This is a genomic window from Streptomyces sp. NPDC001604 (assembly GCF_042893475.1).
In the GTDB taxonomy this organism is placed as follows: Bacteria; Actinomycetota; Actinomycetes; order Streptomycetales; family Streptomycetaceae; genus Streptomyces.
Window position 1 is genome coordinate 16,282 of record NZ_JBIAUY010000013.1, and the last position, 17,768, is coordinate 34,049.

16 protein-coding genes are annotated in these 17,768 nt (G+C 69.9%); 8 read left to right on the top strand and 8 right to left on the bottom strand.

Features of this window, described 5'->3' with window-relative positions:
• Positions 1-23 precede the first annotated feature (23 nt).
• Positions 24-953 carry a hypothetical protein gene (locus ACFY1E_RS30020; RefSeq protein ID WP_389081122.1) on the top strand — a complete coding sequence of 310 codons (930 nt, stop codon included), beginning with the start codon at positions 24-26 and terminating at the stop codon, positions 951-953.
• Positions 954-982: 29 nt separating this feature from the next.
• Positions 983-1,243 (top strand): hypothetical protein, encoded by a 261-nt coding sequence (locus ACFY1E_RS30025; protein WP_389081125.1) that lies wholly within the window; start codon positions 983-985, stop codon positions 1,241-1,243.
• A 539-nt stretch (positions 1,244-1,782) separates the two neighbouring features.
• On the opposite strand, the gene ACFY1E_RS30030 is transcribed toward ACFY1E_RS30025, so the two are convergent.
• Positions 1,783-2,355, bottom strand: a complete 573-nt coding sequence (locus ACFY1E_RS30030; protein ID WP_389081127.1) for a flavoprotein — start codon at positions 2,353-2,355, stop codon at positions 1,783-1,785.
• 118 nt (positions 2,356-2,473) lie between these two features.
• Here ACFY1E_RS30030 and ACFY1E_RS30035 point away from each other — a divergent pair, with 118 nt between their 5' ends.
• The 6 genes from ACFY1E_RS30035 (at position 2,474) to ACFY1E_RS30060 (ending at position 7,748) form a co-directional block, all read left to right on the top strand.
• A complete protein-coding gene (locus tag ACFY1E_RS30035; protein WP_389081129.1) occupies positions 2,474-3,658 on the top strand; it encodes a helix-turn-helix domain-containing protein in 1,185 nt (394 codons plus the stop codon).
• A 395-nt stretch (positions 3,659-4,053) separates the two neighbouring features.
• The gene (locus tag ACFY1E_RS30040) at positions 4,054-4,554 is read left to right on the top strand and encodes a DUF6415 family natural product biosynthesis protein (RefSeq protein WP_389081132.1); all 501 of its coding nucleotides are present in this window, start codon (positions 4,054-4,056) and stop codon (positions 4,552-4,554) included.
• 276 nt (positions 4,555-4,830) lie between these two features.
• The gene (locus tag ACFY1E_RS30045; RefSeq protein ID WP_389081134.1) at positions 4,831-5,397 is read left to right on the top strand and encodes a hypothetical protein; all 567 of its coding nucleotides are present in this window, start codon (positions 4,831-4,833) and stop codon (positions 5,395-5,397) included.
• A 231-nt stretch (positions 5,398-5,628) separates the two neighbouring features.
• Positions 5,629-6,738, top strand: a complete 1,110-nt coding sequence (locus ACFY1E_RS30050; RefSeq protein ID WP_389081136.1) for a radical SAM protein — start codon at positions 5,629-5,631, stop codon at positions 6,736-6,738.
• A gap of 2 nt (positions 6,739-6,740) precedes the next feature.
• On the top strand, positions 6,741-6,881 hold the full coding sequence (locus ACFY1E_RS30055) for a hypothetical protein (protein ID WP_351483166.1): 141 nt from the start codon (positions 6,741-6,743) through the stop codon (positions 6,879-6,881).
• Between the two features lie 63 nt (positions 6,882-6,944).
• Positions 6,945-7,748 carry an aminoglycoside phosphotransferase gene (locus tag ACFY1E_RS30060; protein ID WP_389081139.1) on the top strand — a complete coding sequence of 268 codons (804 nt, stop codon included), beginning with the start codon at positions 6,945-6,947 and terminating at the stop codon, positions 7,746-7,748.
• Positions 7,749-8,653: 905 nt separating this feature from the next.
• Here the strand turns inward: ACFY1E_RS30060 and ACFY1E_RS30065 are convergent.
• The 7 genes from ACFY1E_RS30065 to ACFY1E_RS30095 form a co-directional block, all read right to left on the bottom strand.
• Positions 8,654-9,115, bottom strand: coding sequence for an ATP-binding protein (locus ACFY1E_RS30065; protein ID WP_389081141.1), 462 nt, complete (start codon positions 9,113-9,115; stop codon positions 8,654-8,656).
• 235 nt (positions 9,116-9,350) lie between these two features.
• Complete coding sequence (locus tag ACFY1E_RS30070) at positions 9,351-9,650, bottom strand: ANTAR domain-containing protein (RefSeq protein ID WP_389081143.1); 300 nt, start codon at positions 9,648-9,650, stop codon at positions 9,351-9,353.
• A 399-nt stretch (positions 9,651-10,049) separates the two neighbouring features.
• The gene (locus tag ACFY1E_RS30075; RefSeq protein ID WP_389081145.1) at positions 10,050-10,505 is read right to left on the bottom strand and encodes a hypothetical protein; all 456 of its coding nucleotides are present in this window, start codon (positions 10,503-10,505) and stop codon (positions 10,050-10,052) included.
• Positions 10,506-10,934: 429 nt separating this feature from the next.
• Positions 10,935-13,187 carry a substrate-binding domain-containing protein gene (locus ACFY1E_RS30080; RefSeq protein WP_389081147.1) on the bottom strand — a complete coding sequence of 751 codons (2,253 nt, stop codon included), beginning with the start codon at positions 13,185-13,187 and terminating at the stop codon, positions 10,935-10,937.
• Positions 13,187-13,405: a hypothetical protein gene (locus ACFY1E_RS30085; RefSeq protein ID WP_389081150.1), complete on the bottom strand. Its 219-nt coding sequence runs from the start codon at positions 13,403-13,405 to the stop codon at positions 13,187-13,189. Before ACFY1E_RS30085 ends, ACFY1E_RS30080 begins: the two co-directional genes overlap by 1 nt.
• 840 nt (positions 13,406-14,245) lie before the next feature.
• Entirely contained in the window at positions 14,246-15,685 is a 1,440-nt protein-coding gene (locus ACFY1E_RS30090) for a hypothetical protein (RefSeq protein ID WP_389081152.1), read from the bottom strand.
• Positions 15,682-17,112, bottom strand: coding sequence for a hypothetical protein (locus ACFY1E_RS30095; RefSeq protein ID WP_389081154.1), 1,431 nt, complete (start codon positions 17,110-17,112; stop codon positions 15,682-15,684). The genes ACFY1E_RS30090 and ACFY1E_RS30095 overlap by 4 nt, the downstream gene beginning before the upstream one ends.
• Positions 17,113-17,768 lie beyond the last annotated feature (656 nt).

A 17,768-nucleotide genomic window follows, 5' to 3' on the forward strand; every position in this document is an offset into this window, starting at 1 on the left:
CGCGGACCGAACCGGAGAGTGCCATGTCCAAGGCCCTGAACCCGCAGCGTCGCCTCGTCGGCGACCGTGCCGTGGTCAACCGCGACTGGATCCGCGAGTTCACCGGCGCCAGCGTCGGCACCGCGGCCCGCTGGTACAAGATCCGCCTCGAGCAGCCCGAGGAGCACCGCCACCCGGAGAAGGAGCGCATCGACGGAGCCGACTTCTACGACGAGCAGCAGTTCCGCGACTTCTACACCTGGTTCCAGCAGGAGAAGGCGAGCAAGGTCCTCAAGGCCGACCCTGCCCTGCACGAGGCCGACCCGGAGGACGTCGTTTCCATCAACACGGCTGCCGAGTGGCTGGGCTTCAGCGGAGCGTCGGCGATCCGCAAGTACCTGAAGGACAACCCCGACTACTTCCCCAAGCCCCTCGCCGAGCCGGTCGAGGGTCCGACCGGCCGCATGATCCCCGCCTTCCGTGTCGGCGACCTGCAGGACTTCGACAAGAAGCGCACCGGGGACAAGCTCGGCAAGGCCGGCCGCCGTCCCGGGCCCCAGGCCGGCGCGGCCGTCGGGCGGCCCTCCGCCCTCGAGGAGATCCTCGCGGCCGAGCTGAGCGCCCGCGCCGGCGGTGAGCCGCTCACCGCCACGCAGCTCGCCGAGCAGTACGCCGCCGAGCGAATCGACCGCGACGGCTACCACCCGGGGCTGGCCGCGGAGCTCAGCGTGCAGTACGGCGGGCCGCAGAGGTCCTGGGAGTACGTCGTACGCAACGCCCTCGAGCACCGGACCGCGGCCGCGCCGGCCCGCTCGGAGGCCGACCGGCGGGCGGCCGTCGCCCTGGCCGCCCTGCGCGAGCGCGGCGACATCCGGGGACTCGCCGCCTCCCTCTCCCGCGAGCACGGAGGCAGCCCCGACGTCTGGTCGCGCGCCGTGAACGCGGCACGCAAGATCGCCGACCCCGCCACCTAACCGCCCACCATCAGACGGACGAGCCGCGCATGCCTCACTACCAGGTCCGCGACACCACCACCCGCGAGCTCCTCGCCCGGGACCTGGCCGACTACGCCGCGGCGGAAGCCGCCCTGGACCGCCTCGACGACGAACTGGAGCAGGACCTGCAGCGCAACGGCGAAGGAGCCGGACGCATCCGGCTGCGTCTCGATGTCGAACGAGTCACCGACGGCGTCACCGAGGCCGTCGGCCACCACGTCCTGCTCCTAGGAACCGAGGATCCACCCGGTCCGCTCCCTGCTCTGTAACCGGCGCTACTGGGCCGCCACCCGGACCTCGACCACGACGAACCGCGGCCCTGCCCATCACCCCCACCACAGCAGCCACCGGTCATGCGCAACCGCACCGAGCCTGCGCACGAGGACAGGCATTCCGCGCATTCGCATGCGCACCATGCGCCAACGGCGCAGTTATCGAGCCGCCCGAACGCGGCATACGACAGGGCTCGAGGCGGCTGCGCAGGCCGGCCTGAGACCGACCATGGACCCGACCACGACAGACCGACGGGCCGACCACGGCTGGATGCCACCACTCTCTCCACGTGCGCAGCCCGGCTCACTGCCCACCCACTGCGCACAGGAGACCGGTTCGCGACCGCAGCACATCCATCCACAAGTACACGGCAGGCAACCGTAGACATGCGGATCGGCCCGAGCCCGTGCAGCGTCGTCAGCCTCCCGGCCGACCTCGATGGGGTTTCGCAACAGCCCTGGCATGAGCCGCAGTTCCTGGCGAGGGGAAGAGCAGGCTGCCGCCGCGATGGACGAGGCGGCTGATTCCCGTCGGCTCATCGGCTCCCATGCCCGGGTTGCTGGGTCTCAACCAGCTCCCGAGCAGCGTCGAGGACCAGAGCCCAGGGGTACTCCTTCGGCCGACCTTGGCCTGGCTGGTTGGGCACAAAGCCGCCCTCGCCATACAGGACCCGTACGCCCATCGTTCGCAGTTCGGCGACGCTACGCTCGAACTGCCGGTGCTGCACGTAAGCGGCGTTCACGCACGGCATCGCCACCATCGGGATGCCCTTGCCGATGCCCTCGGCGACGACCCCGACCACGAAGTCACGGGTCAGGCCCAGCGCCCACGCGTTGATCGTGTTGAACGTGGCCGGCGCGACGGCGATCACATCCGCCTTCGGCCACACATCCGGCTCGTGCGGCATCTTGTACTCGCTGCGGACCGGGTGCCCAGTCAGCCGCTCCAACTCAGCCTGCTGCGGCGCCAGCCAGCGCGCGGCGGTAGGGGTGAGACCGAGGCACACGTCCCAGCCCTGGTGCTGGGCGTGCCGGATGGTCTTCGCCACGTCGAAGACGGGCGGAGCCGCCGAGCCGAACAGGTACAGCACGCGCGAAGTGGTCGTCATGCCGGCTATCCGATCACACCCAACGGCCCGCGGGCGCAGGGGCGTCTGAGTCGTGTGCGCCTGTGAGAGCGAACGCCGCGGGTACTGTTTCTGTGGGCGCTGAGAACGGAGAGCTGGTATGCCCACGCGGGATGAGAACCACACGGGCGCGCGTATCAAGGAGCAGCGCAGGCTGGCCAGGATGACGCAGCGTCAGATGGCTGATGTGCTGCCGTATTCGTACAGCCTGCTCAACCAGGTGGAGTGCGGCGCCCGCCCCGCCACAGCCGACTTCGTGGCGGCGTGCGCGAAGGTTCTCAACGTGGACGTGACGGTGTTGACCGGGCAGCCGTATGTCACCGAGTTGCAGCGTGACCGGCTGGCCGAGCTGATCCGGCCGATCCGCGAGGCGCTCGACCTGTACGACCTGGGCGTCAACCCCGACCTGACGGCACGGCCAGCAGGCGAGCTCATTGCGCAAGCCGACCGGATGTGTGCCGAGGTGCGGGCGACGCATCTGCGCAGCGCGGCCCGGCAGTTGCCGGACCTCATCGCCGAACTCACGCACACCGCCTGGGCGGCGCCGTCCAGCGAGCTGTGGCGGGCGCTCGCCTCCACCTATCGCACCGCGCACGACATCAGCGTCAAGCTCGGCTACTACGACCTGTCCTCCGTGGCCCTGGACCGCATGGGATGGGCTGCCGAGCGGGCCTCGAGCCCCTGCCTGGGCGCGGTGCGCCAGTACATGCGGGCCCTGGTGTACTTTCGGGAAGGCGAGTACCGCATCGGGCAACGGCTGATCGCCGCCGGACGCGAGGTCGTCGGCCAGGCCGACCAGAGCCGCGAAGCGCTCGCCGTCACCGGACAACTCCACCTCGGCGGCTCGGTCATCGCCGCGCGCGCCGCGAGCGAGGCCGCCCTCGAGGGCCACCTCGCCGAAGCAGGGGCGATCGCGGCCAGAACCGGGGACGCCTCCGACGTGCACTGGCTCAGCTTCGGGCCGGCCAACGTCGACCTGCACCGCATGTCCGCCGCCGTGGAGATGCGCCGCTACGACGACGCACTCACACAGGCCCGGAAGATGAGACTGCCCACGCAGCTGGCCACGTCCCGCCGCGCGCACTTCCTCATCGACAAGGCGCGCTGCGAGATGGAGACCGGGCACACCGAGGGCGCCTTGACCTCGCTGGTCGAGGCCCGCCGCCTGGCGCCCGAGCAGACCCGCTACCACCCCGCGGCCCGCGAAACGATCACAGGACTCGTCCACCTGTCCCGGCGCGCCCCGGACACCCTCCACCACATGGCCTCCTGGGTCGGCCTCTAGCGCCGCGCTCCCCACTCACAGAACTGTGAGCGTTGTACTCCTGACTGAGCGTCACGCTGGTTACGTGCACCGTTGAGGACACTGCGGAACAGTCGTACTGGGCGGCTCGAAATGCCGGTCTTCCCCTTCCTTGACGGTGCGCCCAGCAGTCACCCGACTTCTGGACCGGCCTACGCTGCGAAGGAGCGCCTGCAGATGAACAGCGACCCCCACGCGACCGTCCGACAGTGGCCGCAGCGCAGCACCGGCGCCCTTCCGGTCGGCCGGACCGGGCCGGTCTCCCCACCGCGCACGACAGTCAAGAGAGCGCGCCGGCACGTGCCCGCACCCACAGCACTGGCCCGCCATCCAGCGTCGCGGCTCTGCCGCGGCCACCAGCCCGCAGGTGCTGCGCGATGACCGGCACCGCACAAACCACCGCCGGCACCGTGCCGGTGGACATCGACACCATGCGTCACAGCATCAGCCAGCTGCTCGGGCCGGATGCGCAGCCACCCGCGGGCGAGGGGCTGGCCACGCTGCAGGGTCTGCTGCGCGGACACCTGCAACTCCTCATCCCCGAAGTCGAACACGCCGCCCTCAAGCGGGACACGGACGACGTGCCCCGCTACGTCGCCCTCGCCTGCATCGGCGAAGCCCGCACCAGGCTCCGCACCACAGTGCATGAGGGCGAACAACACGGGACCCTCGTCCACGCACGCCGGCTCGCCCGCCGCCTGACGGCCCTATGCGACCACTACGAAGCCCTCACCGAAGTGGCCATGTGCCTGGCCTGCGACCACCCCCTCCACGACAACGAAGACACACTCCCCTACGACCACATCAGCCCCAGCGGGCCAGCCGTACGGACCGGCCGGATCCACGCCCGATGCGCCCACACTTACCGCCGCCACTAACCCCCACTGCGCGCCAGCGAACCGGGCCCAGCAGCGGCCGCGGGATCTGCCCTGACCGGTAGCCCTCGATCACCCGCCCCGAGCCCCCGGCCCCTGGACAGGTCGAGCCTCGGGGCGGGCCCATCCCCTCAGCCAGCAGCCCGAAGAGCTGCGCCCTTGCCTGCGGTGGGAGGGAGACGCAGGCCCACCGCCCCCTGCCAGGCATCCCCGGACCGCCACGCCACACGATCCCCCGGGCCCACCACACACCGCCCACCCCACCGGAGACCCCTCGTCATGAACCCCCACCTCCAGCCCACCGAGCCGAGCCTGCCCCTGCGCAGCGACAGACACCCCGATCCCCCCGAGGTCGTCAAGCACTGGCTCGCCACCGCCCACCCCACACCCCAACGCGCGTATGCGGAATGGACCGACCAGGGCGTTGCCCTGATCCCTCTGGGCCGACGCTTCAACGCCATCCGCATCCCCGGCCCCCTTATCCACGCCGCCACCGGCAGCGACCAGCCCGACCACCTCGCCCAGACCATGCAAGACAGGCTCGACGGGCCGGTCATCCACGACCACCTCACCACCGGAGCCACCTATTACGCCCTCGTCCCCTACGGGCCCGGCATCCCCTGGCTCGGCGCCAACGACACCCCCTTACTCGGGCACGGTGTGTACCTAGGCGTCCCCGCCCTCGAACGCACGGCGCCACCTGGCACCTACTGGATCACCCCACCCCGCCACCGAAATGATCTCTGCGCGCACGACGCCGTCTTCGACCTCGTCCTCGAAGGACGCCGCCACCTGCGCGCAGCAGCCAGCAACAACACCAACGCCCCACCGTCCGACCATCGTTGACCACCCACCAGACAGCGGTGCCTGACCTCGGGCTGCCGTACCTCGAAACGTCGTGGGGCCGCGCCGACTTGGATGCGGGCCCGTACCGGTATGCCGGCGTCACCCTCCTCAGCGTGACGCCCATCTGAACCCCGGCGGCGGGATGTTCTCCCCGTCCCCCGCCGCCGGCCGCAATCCCGCGCAGGGCCCCTGAACCCACCAGCGGCTCTCCCCAGAGGAAGGGAAGACGACGTGCACCAGCTCGTTGCAACACCGTTCGGAGAGCGGCGTCTCATCCTGCGGCCGGGCAGCACGAAGGCCATGCAGCTCCCGCGTGCCAAGTTCGATGAGCTGCGCACCATGGCATCGCATCACAGCACCGTGCCGCAGTGGCTGGTCGACGCCGTGCGCACCCAGTGGCGCGTGGACCTGATCGGCCGAAGCGTCGACGAAGTCCTGCTGTTTCGGGAGGCCGGACCATTCGCGTTCAGCCGGGCAACGTGGGAGATCAACCTCGGCTGTGACTACGACTGCGTGATGTGTTACCTCGGCGAGAAAAGGTTCCAGGGCCTCGACATGGCGGGCAAGCGGGAACTGCTCTCCGCTATGCGCGACGCCGGCGTGATCTGGCTCCAGATCACCGGCGGGGAACCGCTCATCGACCCGGACTTCCCCGAGTCGTATCGGCTCGCGAACGAGCTGGGCATGCAACTCGAGGTCCTGTCGAACGGATCGCGGCTGCGCAAGCCCCACCTCCTGAATCTGCTGCGCACGTATCCGCCGACCAGGCTGACGCTGAGCGTGTACGGCGCGACGGCAAAGACGTACGACGCGGTGACCCGCTCGCGCGGCGGGTTCGATCGCTTCCGTGAAGGGCTGGAGAAGGCCGTCGCCGCCGGGTTGAACGTCGACCTGAGCCTGATCATCGTGCAGGAGAACACGCACGAGGTCGACGCCATGAGGGCCTGGGCGAGTCAGCTCGGGGTGCGGTACCGCGAGTACGCGAATATCTCGCCCACCATCCACGGCACCGCGGAGCCGCTGCCGTCGCAGTCGCCCCAGTACCTCACCAGCCGGGCGCCGTTCACTGGCTGTCCCGCCGGCGTGACGTTCTTCCACGCCGACCCGTTCGGGCGGGCCTCGATCTGCAAGGTCGGCCGCGAACCGAACATCGACCTGACCGCCGAAGGCGTGAAAGGTCTGGCCCGGCTCAGCGAGATAGCCGAGTCCCTGATGCTTCGCACCGGAGGATGCAGCGGCTGCACCCTGTCTGGCACGTGCCGGGTGTGCAGGCCGATGGCGAAGGTCTTCCAGGAGGCGAAGGCACCGCTCGCGAACTACTGCCAACACGGAACGAGGTAGAGATGACTGCTGTCATGGTCGAGCTCACGCGCAAGCCGGAGCCCGTCATCGAGGACCCGGATGCGATCGTCCTGGTCGAGGACGTCGAAGCGCTGACCGCGCACACCCTGCCGGGCTGCGGCGACGACAACCCCTACAACTGACCCGCTGCCAGGGCCGTGCGTGGCGCGCGGCCCTGGCTCTGGCCCCGCACCCTTGGAGGCTGAATGCCCACCCCGCGTCTGGCCGAGCTCCCGGACGCAGTGCTGCGGCTGATCGAGAATTCCAGTGGTCCCGTTGTCGACGTCGGGACCGTGAACGCTGGCCGCAACAGTGCCATCGCCGCCCGCGTGCGGACGACGGATCGCACACTGTTCGTCAAGGGCCTGCCACTCGACCACCCGTGGATCTGGACACAGAAACGGGAAGCGGACATCGGCCCGCACGTGAGGGGCATCGCGCCGGAGCTCCACTGGCACGTGGAAGACAGCGGGTGGAGCCTTCTCGGCTTCGAGTACCTCGAGGGAGGGCACGCCGACTTCACGCCCGGTTCTCCCGACCTCCCGGCGGTCATGGCCACCATGGCGAGGCTGGCCGAGGTACCCGCACCGGACGTCGAACTGAAGAGCATGCCGCACCGGCTCAGGGCGTACGTCGACGATCCCGCCGACCTGTCATGGTTTTCCGGGAGCAGCCTGCTGCACACCGAGTGGAACCCGCACAACGTCCTCATGACCGACCGCGGAGCCCTCTTCGTCGACTGGGGGTGGGCGTCGCTCGGCGCGGCCTGGATCGATCCCGCGCTGTGGCTGCTGTGGCTCATCGCCCACGGCCACGCCCCCGGCCAGGCCGAGAGCGAGGCCGCCGCGCACCCGGCGTGGGAGCTTGCCCCGCCCGCCGGCCTCGACGCGCTCGCCCGCGTCCAACGCCGGCTGTGGGACTCGATCGCGGACGAGAGCCCAGACGACTGGGCGAAGCCGATGCAGCGCGCGGCGCAAGCCTGGGCCGAGCACCGGACCGCCAAACCCTGACCGCCGAAACTCCCGTCCCTGGCGTCCAGACGCGCGGATCCATGTCCCGGCAAGACGGCCGCGCGGCCGGGGACGGGCCCCTTCCCTGTCCTGACAGCACCCGGTGGCGACCGCCACCGTAGGAGCGACCGAGCGACGAGGAGACCCATGCAGGCCCCCGCGCCGGACGATCGGGGCACCCATTACCTTCCTTGTAGAGCCCGGTTGGGGCTCGTGGCCTTCGGGGCCGGTATGACTCTTTGCCCCTGTCCTTGATGATCAGGGGGGTGCTGTCGCCGGTTCGGGCGGCGCCGGATGGTCGCTGATGGAAGCGTGTCCGCCGACAGACAGGCACCCACCCGTGACGACGACACGATGACGTTCGCCCGCATCGCCGTCACGCCGGGTCCCGGCGAGGGTTCTGCGCCGGACCTGGCCCGTCACCCCCGATGTGCAGCAGCGGGTGGCCGTCCGGTGAGAAGGCCAGCGCCGACACGTCGGTGGATGCGCCGCCGTCGGTTTCGGCAGGGTGGGACGGGAGTACGGCCCTGGGTCGGCGGACGTCTCTGTCCCAGACGGTGACGCCCGGACTCGTCGCCTGCGGCCAGATACCTGCCGTCCGCACTGAACGTCAGGGCTGTGACGTCGCCTGAGGTGAGGGTCTGACTCTCACCCGGCCGGAGCGGAGGTCCATCAGCTGACCGTGCGAGACAAGGAGACGCTAATCGGGCCGCACCGCAAGGATCTCACCGCCCACGCGGGCATCCGCCCGACCACGGTGTTCCGGCCCACGTCCCAGGATTCGATTTCCTCGTCCACCGGGATGCGCGAGGCCGGGATTTCACTCGCTTGTCGAGCCGTCCGCGAGCAGACCCCCTTGTACGGGTCAGCGCCGGGGGCTTCATCGCAGGTTCCGACAAGTTCGGTCACATCAGGCGGCCGACCGGATCCCCGCCGGGATCGTCCGCCAGCACGATCGCAGCCGTGACGCGTTTGCCCACGGGCTCGCGCCGCACCTCGAAGCTGCGGCTCACCGACATCGCGATCTCCAGGCCGTGCTGCCCGACGCGTCCCGGATCGGTCGGGCAGGCCGCCGGCAGGGTCGGGTCGCTGTCCCAGATGCTGATCTGAACGGCACCGCCGTCGATCTCCAGGTCCAGCAGGCACGGTCCGGGCGCGTACTTGTAGGCGTTGGTCACTAGTTCACTGACCACCAGTTCGACCAGGCCCATCGCACGCTCCGACACCGGAATCCCGTAAGCGGCCTGCACCTCGGTCATGAACCGGCGCGCGGCATGACGGGCCTCCGCGATGGGCTCGCTGCCCTCGAAGGCCACGGCGGACAGGATCGGCCGGCTGACCAGCGGCTGATAGTCGTCTTGGTACATCGCCGAGCCGCACCGCCACCTTCGTCCTCAGCAAACGGTTAACGGCCCGCGAATACCCCCGAAACGGCGCCGCACACCCTCACACGGTGGGCGGCCCCGCCGCCTTTCGGGCTTCGATGTCCTCGGCCCGGCCGAGGGCCTTCGCGCTGTCCAGGAGGCGGGAGACGGCGCCGGACCTCCCCAGGCGCTGCGCCGCCTCCCGCCGGCCCAAGCCGACTACCCGCAGACCCGCGCCCTACGCACCGTCAGCTCGGCGAGCGCGCCATACCGCCACCGCCGCCGCCAGGTGGTCTTGAAGATCGGCCGGCATCGGCACCTGCTGCGTGACCGCGACCACGGCCTCGGCCACGTCGTGCAGCTTGGTGTTGGAGTGCTGAGACACCCTGACCAGCATCTGCCACGCCTCTTCCTCGGTGCACGACCAGGTCGCCATCAGCACACCGCGGGCCACGTCAATGACCGGCCGCCGCTCCAACGCCTGCTTGAGCTGCTCCGTCTCCTCATACAGCAACTCGGCCTGCTCGCCGACCGGCAAGTCGGCCAGGGGACCGGGGTTTTCCTGGCCCTCGTGCTGCGCGTCACCGGGCGTCTGCCCATGCCGGGGACCAGGGCCTGAGGAGGTCGCATGAGATCAACCTGCCCGGCGTCACCCCGCCCACACCCGATCGCCACACGATCGGTGCTGAGCCCTACTGAGCAGCCAGACCATGGTCACCAGGGATGCCCGCCAGGCGATGGCCGGACCGTCTGGGGCCCTCAGACCACCACTTCAGAATCAGCCACTGACACCACTTCTCACGGTGCTCACGCGAAGGCGCGCCATGTGACTCGCGAACTCAGGTCGAAATGACAGCCACGGCAGGTGACACGACCAGTGGCCGGGTACGCGGTCGAGCACCTAGACGTCGAGGGCGCCTCTTGCACGTGGGACGGGTCAGAAGCCCTTCTGAAAGTCGTACGTGTACGGCCCAGCCACGAAATGGTCGGTCGAGACCAGCTCGGCAGTGGTCGTGTGACCGGGCAGCACGTCGTTCGCCGAACCGTCGAGCGTGGCGATGTCCTTTCCGCCCTTGAACACTGTCACCGTGAAAGTGTTGGTGCCGCCGCTGGGGCTACTTCCCGTGTACGTGATCCGCGCACGGCCAGTGAAATCGCCTAGCCCATCGTCGCGCACCGTAATTGAGTCCATCCGCCAGTCGCCGCTTTGGATGGGCGGCTGCTTGCCCCGGGTTCCTGCCTGAGGCGGTGAGCTGCTGCTCGGAGATGGTGAGCTAGTTGTCTTGCTCGGTGCCGGGCTGCTCGATGACGCCCCACTCTTGCTGCCGGAGGTACTGCATGCTGCAAGGCCAGCCACCAACAGCAGCACCAGGAGGATCACCAGTCTCTTCATGTCGGCCTCCCCATAACCTCATGCCTAGCCTGGCACTCCAGGTCAAACGGTTCAATCGCGGGAAATGCCTCATACAGTGACGGCGAAGACAGGCGGTTTCGCGCCTGGGGGCGGGTCCCGGGTATCGCCGAGGTGAGCCCAGAAGCTCGGCCCCACGCCGCATTCGACGGCGAGGGGCCAACCTTCGATCCGAGAGCTACTGGCGGGCTACGTGTCACCTGCTTCGCCGCTCGTTAACGGCACGCCCTGACAGAGAGCTTGCTGAAGCGTATGCCCGGGTGGCGGTCATCGAGCGGTGAGAGCCGACTCGTCAGCACCCGCGGCTGGCCCGTCACCAACACGGAAGGCAGCTCCGGGCGCCCGGCCTCAAGTGCGGTGCAAGAGACACGGCCCCGAGCGGTGCTCGGGGCCACGTCCGCGTGCTGCGATTCAGAAGTTGGAGATGACGTTGGTCAGGACGTTGTCGATGGTGTTGGGGTCCTTCGCGTCGTAGGCGCGGGCGTGGCTGGCGGTGGCGATGTCCTGGAGTTTGTCGCGGCAGGCGTCGCTGCCGTAGGCGATGGTGAAGACCCGTACGGGGCGTTCGTCGGGGTCGCCGAGATTGCCGGTGACCTCTTCGAGGCCGGGTCCGCCCGGCGCGGTCTGGTCGCAGCCGTCGGTCAGGACGACCACGGCGTTGATGGCGGTGGTGTCGTAGTGGTCGCGCAGGTTTTTCACGGCGTCGTCGATGGTGGCGTACAGGGCGGTCCCGGCGTCCTTCTTGAGGGCGTCGACATCGCGTTCGAGGCGCTGGCGCTGCGTCGTGCCGTCTTTTCCGGTGCTGTCCATCCGGGCGATCGGATCGTCGGTGGTGTGCTGGTCGGAGAAGTGCCACAGGCCGACCTTGTCGGTGTCGGTGAAGCCGTCGAGCAGGGCGCCGTGGGCCTTCTTGACGAGGTCGAGCTTGCTCGGCTCGCCGGGGACGCGTTCTTTGCCCTGGGCGTTGCGGTCCATCGAGGCGGAGGTGTCGATGAGCAGCAGCACGTTGGCGGGCTTGCGTAGCTGGCGCCACACGGTCAGCAGTTGGTCCAGGACCTCGTCCGAGGGCTCGCCCAGCGCGTCCGGCAGCCGTTCATGCAGGACTCCGTTGGCGGGGGTGATGCGGGCGGTGAGGCCTCCTTTAGGGGTGCGGAAGCCGACGGCGGCGAACGCATCCTGGGCGGCCTGGGAGGTGGTGAGGAAGTGCCGGAAGTCGGCGGCGATGTCCTTCTTGGCGGCGGACAGGCCGCCGAGGGTGATGTAGGGGTGGTCGGAGTAGATCGTGCCGACGCCGTCGGCGTTGGTGGGGTGGAAGGCGACCAGCTTGGTGCTCGGCGGCTTCTTGGTCTTGCCGCAGCCGGGCTCCCGGGACTGTACGCCGCAGGGGTAGCCCATGTTGTAGGCGACGACGCTGTTCTCCTCGACCGTGACGGCGGAGACGTAGGCGGCCGCCTGGCCGGCCTCGTCGTAGCGGCGCAGGTTGGCCAGGTAGGTCAGGGTGGTGTCGCCGTAGTGCAGGACCGACTTCTCGATCGCGCGGACCTTCTCCTGGGTCGCCTGGTCGTGCAGGCTCTGGGTGGTCAGTTCACTGCTGGTGCCGGTCTGCGCGTAGAAGGAGGCGAAGGTGGCGTTCAGCCCGGAGGTGGAGGTCTCCGGGTTGGTCTTGCCGAGCTTGAAGCCGGGCGTGTTCGCCAGGCCGGCCAGGTCCTGCCAGCTGATCTTCTTGTCCGGCCAGCCCAGCTTCTTCGCGGCTGGCTCCGGCATGGCGATGGTCAGCGGGCTGGTGACGATCGAGGCGTCGGCGGATTCCGGCAGCCGGTCACGGTCCTGGGCTTTCACCGCCCGGTGGCGGGCGATCTGAAGCCACACGTGCGAGGCGGGCGACCACACGTCCGGGCTCGGGCCGTCGGCCGCGGTGTTCCAGCCGTCGGCCAGGGCCCGCATGGCGGTGCCCGAGTCGATGCTGTCCACCGCGACCCGCACGCACTGGCCATGGCTCAGCCTCGGCCCGTAGTCCGCGGCCAGGTCGGTGAGGGTCGCGGACTTGTCGGTCGAGGACGCGATCCGCAGCGTCTGCGTGGGCTTGGCGCAGGACGAGAGGCCCGCTCCTGCCGTCCCCTTGTTGCCGGGCCCTTCCCACGCGACGAGAAGAGCGCCCGTCACCACAGTCACGGTCAATACGGCCCCGCCGGCCACGAGTACCGGCCGCCGGCGCCACCACGGCGGGTCCTCGGGTGCCCATGCGCTGACGAGCTCCTGTGCCGATCCCAGCTGTTTCCGGTCCGCGTCGGGCAGCACCTCGCAGGCCGAGACGAGCGCGTCGGCGAACCGCCCGAGCACGCTCTTGTCGCCGGGCTGAGCGACGGTCTGCTCCGCGAGGTCGCGCAGTTCCTTCCATTGGCCGACGTGCAGCTGACCGACGTTCTCCTTGCACGCCGCTGCGTACGCCTCGAGCCGGTCTGGGCCGGGAAGAGTCTCTCCGTTGGTCACCCGGGACAGGGTGTGCTTGCTGAAGTGTGCTTTCTCGGCCAGCTGGTCCAGAGTCAGGTGAGCGTGGGTGCGTATCCGTACCAGTGCCCACGCGAATGCCTGGACGGTGTTCTTGCGCGGGTCGAGCGGGCGGCCCGGATGCCCTGGGCTGCTCTTGTGGTCCGCCGGGCCCATCACGCCTCCCGAGCCGGGAGCGAGACGGCGAACAGCCGGGCGGTCACGTGCGCAGCTGCCATGCCACCACCGGCCGCACAGGCCAGCGCGGTCTGCGGCGGGTAGCCGGCCGCCACCAGGACGACCACCACGATCTGGATCAGGACGAACACGCCCACCCGCCAGCTCGGTGGCACGAGGACGCATTCCCCTACGACGGAGTGCTGTGTGGAGTTCACAGTGGATTCCTTCGGTCCGGACTTCGATGCGGTCAGCCGCAGGCCGTACACACAGGTGAAGGGCTGCAACCCTTCACCGGGCCTCGGCGTCTGTCTCAAAGCCTCTGCCAATCGACCACCGCAGCACCACAGTTAACTCGGCATCAGCAACGTGGACCGCGTGTTCGCAACATCTCCCCGCCCCTGCCCGTCCGTCGACTCCCGGACGGTACCCGACCTGTGCAACACCCATCGCGCCCCAGCCAGACCCCGCGTGCCTTCCCCTCCAAAACGACACAGTGACAAGCGTTTCTCCAGGTGGCGCGGGGTTCGCATTGTTGCGGAACGCATCGTGCAACAACATGCACCCACCAACCGGCAGTGGATCAACCACACTGGAGGGCGGTCTGGTTCTACGGGACCGGCCACAGCGGACGTCCTTTGGTCCGGACACCGCAGGAACAGGGCCGGCCCCCCGCTGCAACGGCGGGCCGGCCTGTCTGCTGCACCCGGCAACAACTCCTCGACTGGCGAACCCCGCGCCCGGCAGCTCAACACCTGCCCCGCCTGGCCGGGTTCGAGAGACCGGGCAGTTCACGCGCGCGCGGAGAGGCCAGGGTCGTAATGGCGATGCCCGGGCCCCGTGCCGTCAGGCGAGTTCGGTGAGCCCGCACGAAGTTGTCCGCATCGTCCCCCACGGGCAGCGTGGTCGGTGTCGTCAGCGGGGGGCGTTCCACGTGCGGGCGGGATTTACGGGCAGTGGACGAGCCGATGCAGCATGCGCCGCAGTTCTGCCCAGACGGCTCGCGATTCGTATCCGAACATGGCCTGCTCCCCTCGCTGCGGCCGGGCTGATCGCCCTCAGGCGCGCCAGCCCGCCAGCGGGGGCAGGAGGCTGTCCCCCGGCCAGAAGGGCTGCTCGGTGGCAATGCCGGTGAGGAACATGCCGACTTCGTCCAGGACCGCGGCGCGCTCCGAAGCACCGTAGACAACGACGTCGTCGGTCGCGGCGTCATAGGCGCGGACGTGGCTGTGGGGGCCCGTGCAGACGAGGGCGCGCGCGATCTCGGGCAGGCCGAGGCTGAGGGCATCGCAGTCCCCGTCGCGGACCAGCTGCAGCAGGTCGATGGTGACGCTCTCCCAGTCCCCCACGGTCGGCCAGTCGGCGCCGCCGTTTAGTTCGTGAGTGAGGGTGGCCAGCGGGATGATCTCGCCCGGCTGCCTTCCCTGGGTGAGGAGGTCGTGGATGCGGGCGCCGTCGGGCTGGCGCACCTGCGGGTGGAGCAGCGAGTCGGCAGCGACCAAAGTGGTGTTGATCTCCTGGGTTCCGGGGCCGGGGTAGTACGGCTCGTGCGCGAAGAGGAGATAGACATCCGGGGTGCGGTCGGCCGGGACGGATTCGGGCTGGGGCATGAGCAGGGTTCCCTTCCAAGGTGATGGGGCGGTCAGGGGCCGTGTCGTCGGCTCGAGGCTCGGTGAATGCCGGTCGAGGGGCGCGAGGTCGCGGGCCTGGACGTTGTTGGCGGTGGTGTCCTCGTCGGCGGTGCGCTGGATGATCTGAGCGACCTGGTGGGCAAGTTGCAGCATCAGGCGTTCGCGGGCGACGAGGCCGTCTGAGACCGTGCAGGTGTCCCGGCCCTGGAGCAGACCGGCGGCGTCCCACAGCAGGTGGTGGCCGATCTCGGCCGCACGGCGCAGTTCGTAGCGGTCGCTGCCGGCGGCGGCCTGAACGAGCGAGGTGTGCAGGGCGGCGAGGCGCTGCAGGTAGCGGCAGGCGTCGTCGCCTTCGACGGTGTGGACGTGTTCGCGGGCCTGGCTGTCCAGCCGCTCGGGCAGGTGCTCGGCGAGCAGCGGGGCGAGGAGCATCGCCGGCACGGCGACGTCGACGGGGGCCCCGTGGCGCATGGCGACCAGGCCGGCAACCAGACTGACGAGCGCGACGGCCGCGGCGGACAACCGCAGCGACCAGGCCCTGTCAGAGGCGATGCGCTGGGCGGGGCGCCGGGCCAGCCAGCGCAAGCCAAGGCGCTGCGTACGCGTCGCGCCGGGGGCGAGCACCGCGATCCGGTGGGGGATCTCGGGCGTGCTGCCGTCGCCGGGGACGGTCCAGGCGAGCCAGCCCCACCGGGTGCGCTCATGGACGAGCGCCAACTCGCAGGCGGCCGCGCAGGTGTGGTCGCGGACGTGACCGGTCCGCAGGGCACGGGAGCGTTCCCTTTCCCACCGGCCCGGATCGCCGGTGAAGGGGCGCTCGTGGTGCCCGGCCGCTGCCAGGGGTGGTGTGTGACACGTGGCTGTCACGGGCTGAGTCCTTCCGGTTGTGCGGTCAGGGCGGAGGCGCACGTGGTGCAGCGGCCATCGCCGTCGGGGTGAGCGCGCCGGGGTGTGGGGCCGGGGCAGGTGCGGCACAGCGGCCAGCCGAGGCAGGCCGGGCAGAGGTCCTCGCCGGGGGCGGTTCCTGGAACGCCGCAGCCGGCACATTCGGCAAGGGCCCGGTAGGTCAGGGCCTCGCTCACCGTGCGCGCGGCGGCGGAGCCGGTCATCGACTGCGCCGGAGGGTCATCCCACACGAGTGCGTCGCGGTGATCGGCCGCGAGAGCGGGAGGCGGGTAGGCCTGGGCGGCACGCAGCCGTGCCGCGATGATCGCGCCGACCGTGGTCCGCACCTGATGAGGCAGGGGCCTCGCGGCGATGACGTGCCGCAGCTGCTCAGCGTTCCAGCCGGATTCCAGCATCACGCTCACGACGCGGCCTTGGTCGGTCAGCGCCTGCCCGGTCAGCAGCAGCTCGGGGCGGGCCGCCCCGAGCTCGAGCAGCAGCCGGATCCCCGGGTGCATCTCATCCGCCGCGGGCGCGGCCGACGGGGACGTCGGCGTGTCCGACCGGTCCGTCCGCCCATGTGCTCGCGACGCGTCGCCGCGGCACGGACGGAGGGGTCTGGTGTTCTGCTGAGTGGTGTTCTTTCTGTTGGTGTTCTTAGTGCCGGGATCAGCCAACGTAGGCTCAGCCAATCTTGGAAAACCCGACTCTGGTCGCGACCTGGGGTTTTGTAGGGCGGGCAGGTCGGTGATGAAGTACAGCGCCTGGCCGAGCGTGCCGTCGGGGTTCCGCTCGCGGGTGCGGTAGAGGAATCCGTGCCACTCCAGCTGCTTGAGACCCGTGGTGACTGCGTCGACGCTTTCCCGGCCGCGGCGCACCAGTTCGGCGACGGTGACCTGCCAGCCGTCCCGGTGGGTGCTGACGTATCCGAAGAGACCCTTCGCCTTGTAGGACAGCCTCGAGTCCCTGAAGAGGCCGTTGGCGATCTGGGTGAACTGATCGGCCGCCATCACCCCGCGCCGGATCCCCGCCCCGGAGCCCGTCTCGTCTTCGATCGTGAGGGTGGAGGCGGCTTCGAGGAGGGCGACGTCGAGGGTGGCGGGGCGGTCGGTGATCGAGTAGACGACCTCGCCGAGCGTTCCGTTCGGGCGGCGCAGGCGTTCGCGGATGAGGTAGCCGTACCGTTCCAGTTCCTTCAGGCCGGCGCGAACCGCCTCTCGCCCGTCGGGGCCGACGGCGACCAGGTGGTCGAGGGTGACCTGCCAGCCGTCCCGGTGGGTGCTGACGTATCCGAAGAGACCCTTCGCCTTGTAGGACAGCCTCGAGTCCCTGAAGAGGCCGTTGGCGATCTGGGTGAACTGGTCGGCCGTCATCACGCCCCGGCGGACCCCTGCCCCGAAGCGGCTCACCGCCGTGCTCCCACCGCGGCCCGTGCGCGGCGGCCAGGGCAGCGCGCCGCGCCCGCCGAGGCGAGGCGGTCGTCGATCCTGGGAGCGCGGGCGTGCGTGTGATCCATGCCGTCAGCTCACCCGCCGACCCCGACCACGCTGACGGCCACAAGCCCCGGCCATCGGTCACGATCCGGCAACGGAGCCGTCTAGCTGCCATGGTCGGGCTCATGGTCGGGCCGACCACGGCGCCTTCAGCCCGGGCGCTCGGTGATTGCGCAGTCGACTGCGCAGCCTCGGACGGGCGTTGCGCAATCGGGCTGCGCAACCGGCCTGAGGATCCTGCGCAGTCGAGTTGTGCCGGGTCGGCTGCGCAGTCGCCCCGAGACTCCTGTTCTTCTCTTGCGCAGGTCCGTCTGGCGCACTGCGCAGGAGTCTGTCTCGGCCCGGCCGGCTTCCGTCTGCGCATCGATGTCCGGGCCCCGTGGCCTGGCGGCAGGTGATCGCGCAGCGGCCGCCGGTGCGGGGACCAACGCCTGAGGCGATGGCCTGTCGCCGACTCCCGGCTGACCCGTGGTCGGGGCCATGGTCGGGCCGACCATGGCCCCGACCACGGACTTCGTGTCCCCATCGTGACCATGGTCGGGGGTTCATGGTCGGTGGTCGGGTCGAGGTCG

Bases quoted from the DNA above. Each gene is read 5' to 3' on its own strand.
- ACFY1E_RS30020 (WP_389081122.1), top strand. From the start codon at position 24: ATGTCCAAGGCCCTGAACCCGCAGCGTCGCCTCGTCGGCGACCGTGCC.
- ACFY1E_RS30025 (WP_389081125.1), top strand. From the start codon at position 983: ATGCCTCACTACCAGGTCCGCGACACCACCACCCGCGAGCTCCTCGCC.
- ACFY1E_RS30030 (WP_389081127.1), bottom strand. From the start codon at position 2,355: ATGACGACCACTTCGCGCGTGCTGTACCTGTTCGGCTCGGCGGCTCCG.
- ACFY1E_RS30035 (WP_389081129.1), top strand. From the start codon at position 2,474: ATGCCCACGCGGGATGAGAACCACACGGGCGCGCGTATCAAGGAGCAG.
- ACFY1E_RS30040 (WP_389081132.1), top strand. From the start codon at position 4,054: ATGACCGGCACCGCACAAACCACCGCCGGCACCGTGCCGGTGGACATC.
- ACFY1E_RS30045 (WP_389081134.1), top strand. From the start codon at position 4,831: ATGAACCCCCACCTCCAGCCCACCGAGCCGAGCCTGCCCCTGCGCAGC.
- ACFY1E_RS30055 (WP_351483166.1), top strand. From the start codon at position 6,741: ATGACTGCTGTCATGGTCGAGCTCACGCGCAAGCCGGAGCCCGTCATC.
- ACFY1E_RS30060 (WP_389081139.1), top strand. From the start codon at position 6,945: ATGCCCACCCCGCGTCTGGCCGAGCTCCCGGACGCAGTGCTGCGGCTG.
- ACFY1E_RS30065 (WP_389081141.1), bottom strand. From the start codon at position 9,115: ATGTACCAAGACGACTATCAGCCGCTGGTCAGCCGGCCGATCCTGTCC.
- ACFY1E_RS30075 (WP_389081145.1), bottom strand. From the start codon at position 10,505: ATGAAGAGACTGGTGATCCTCCTGGTGCTGCTGTTGGTGGCTGGCCTT.
- ACFY1E_RS30080 (WP_389081147.1), bottom strand. From the start codon at position 13,187: ATGGGCCCGGCGGACCACAAGAGCAGCCCAGGGCATCCGGGCCGCCCG.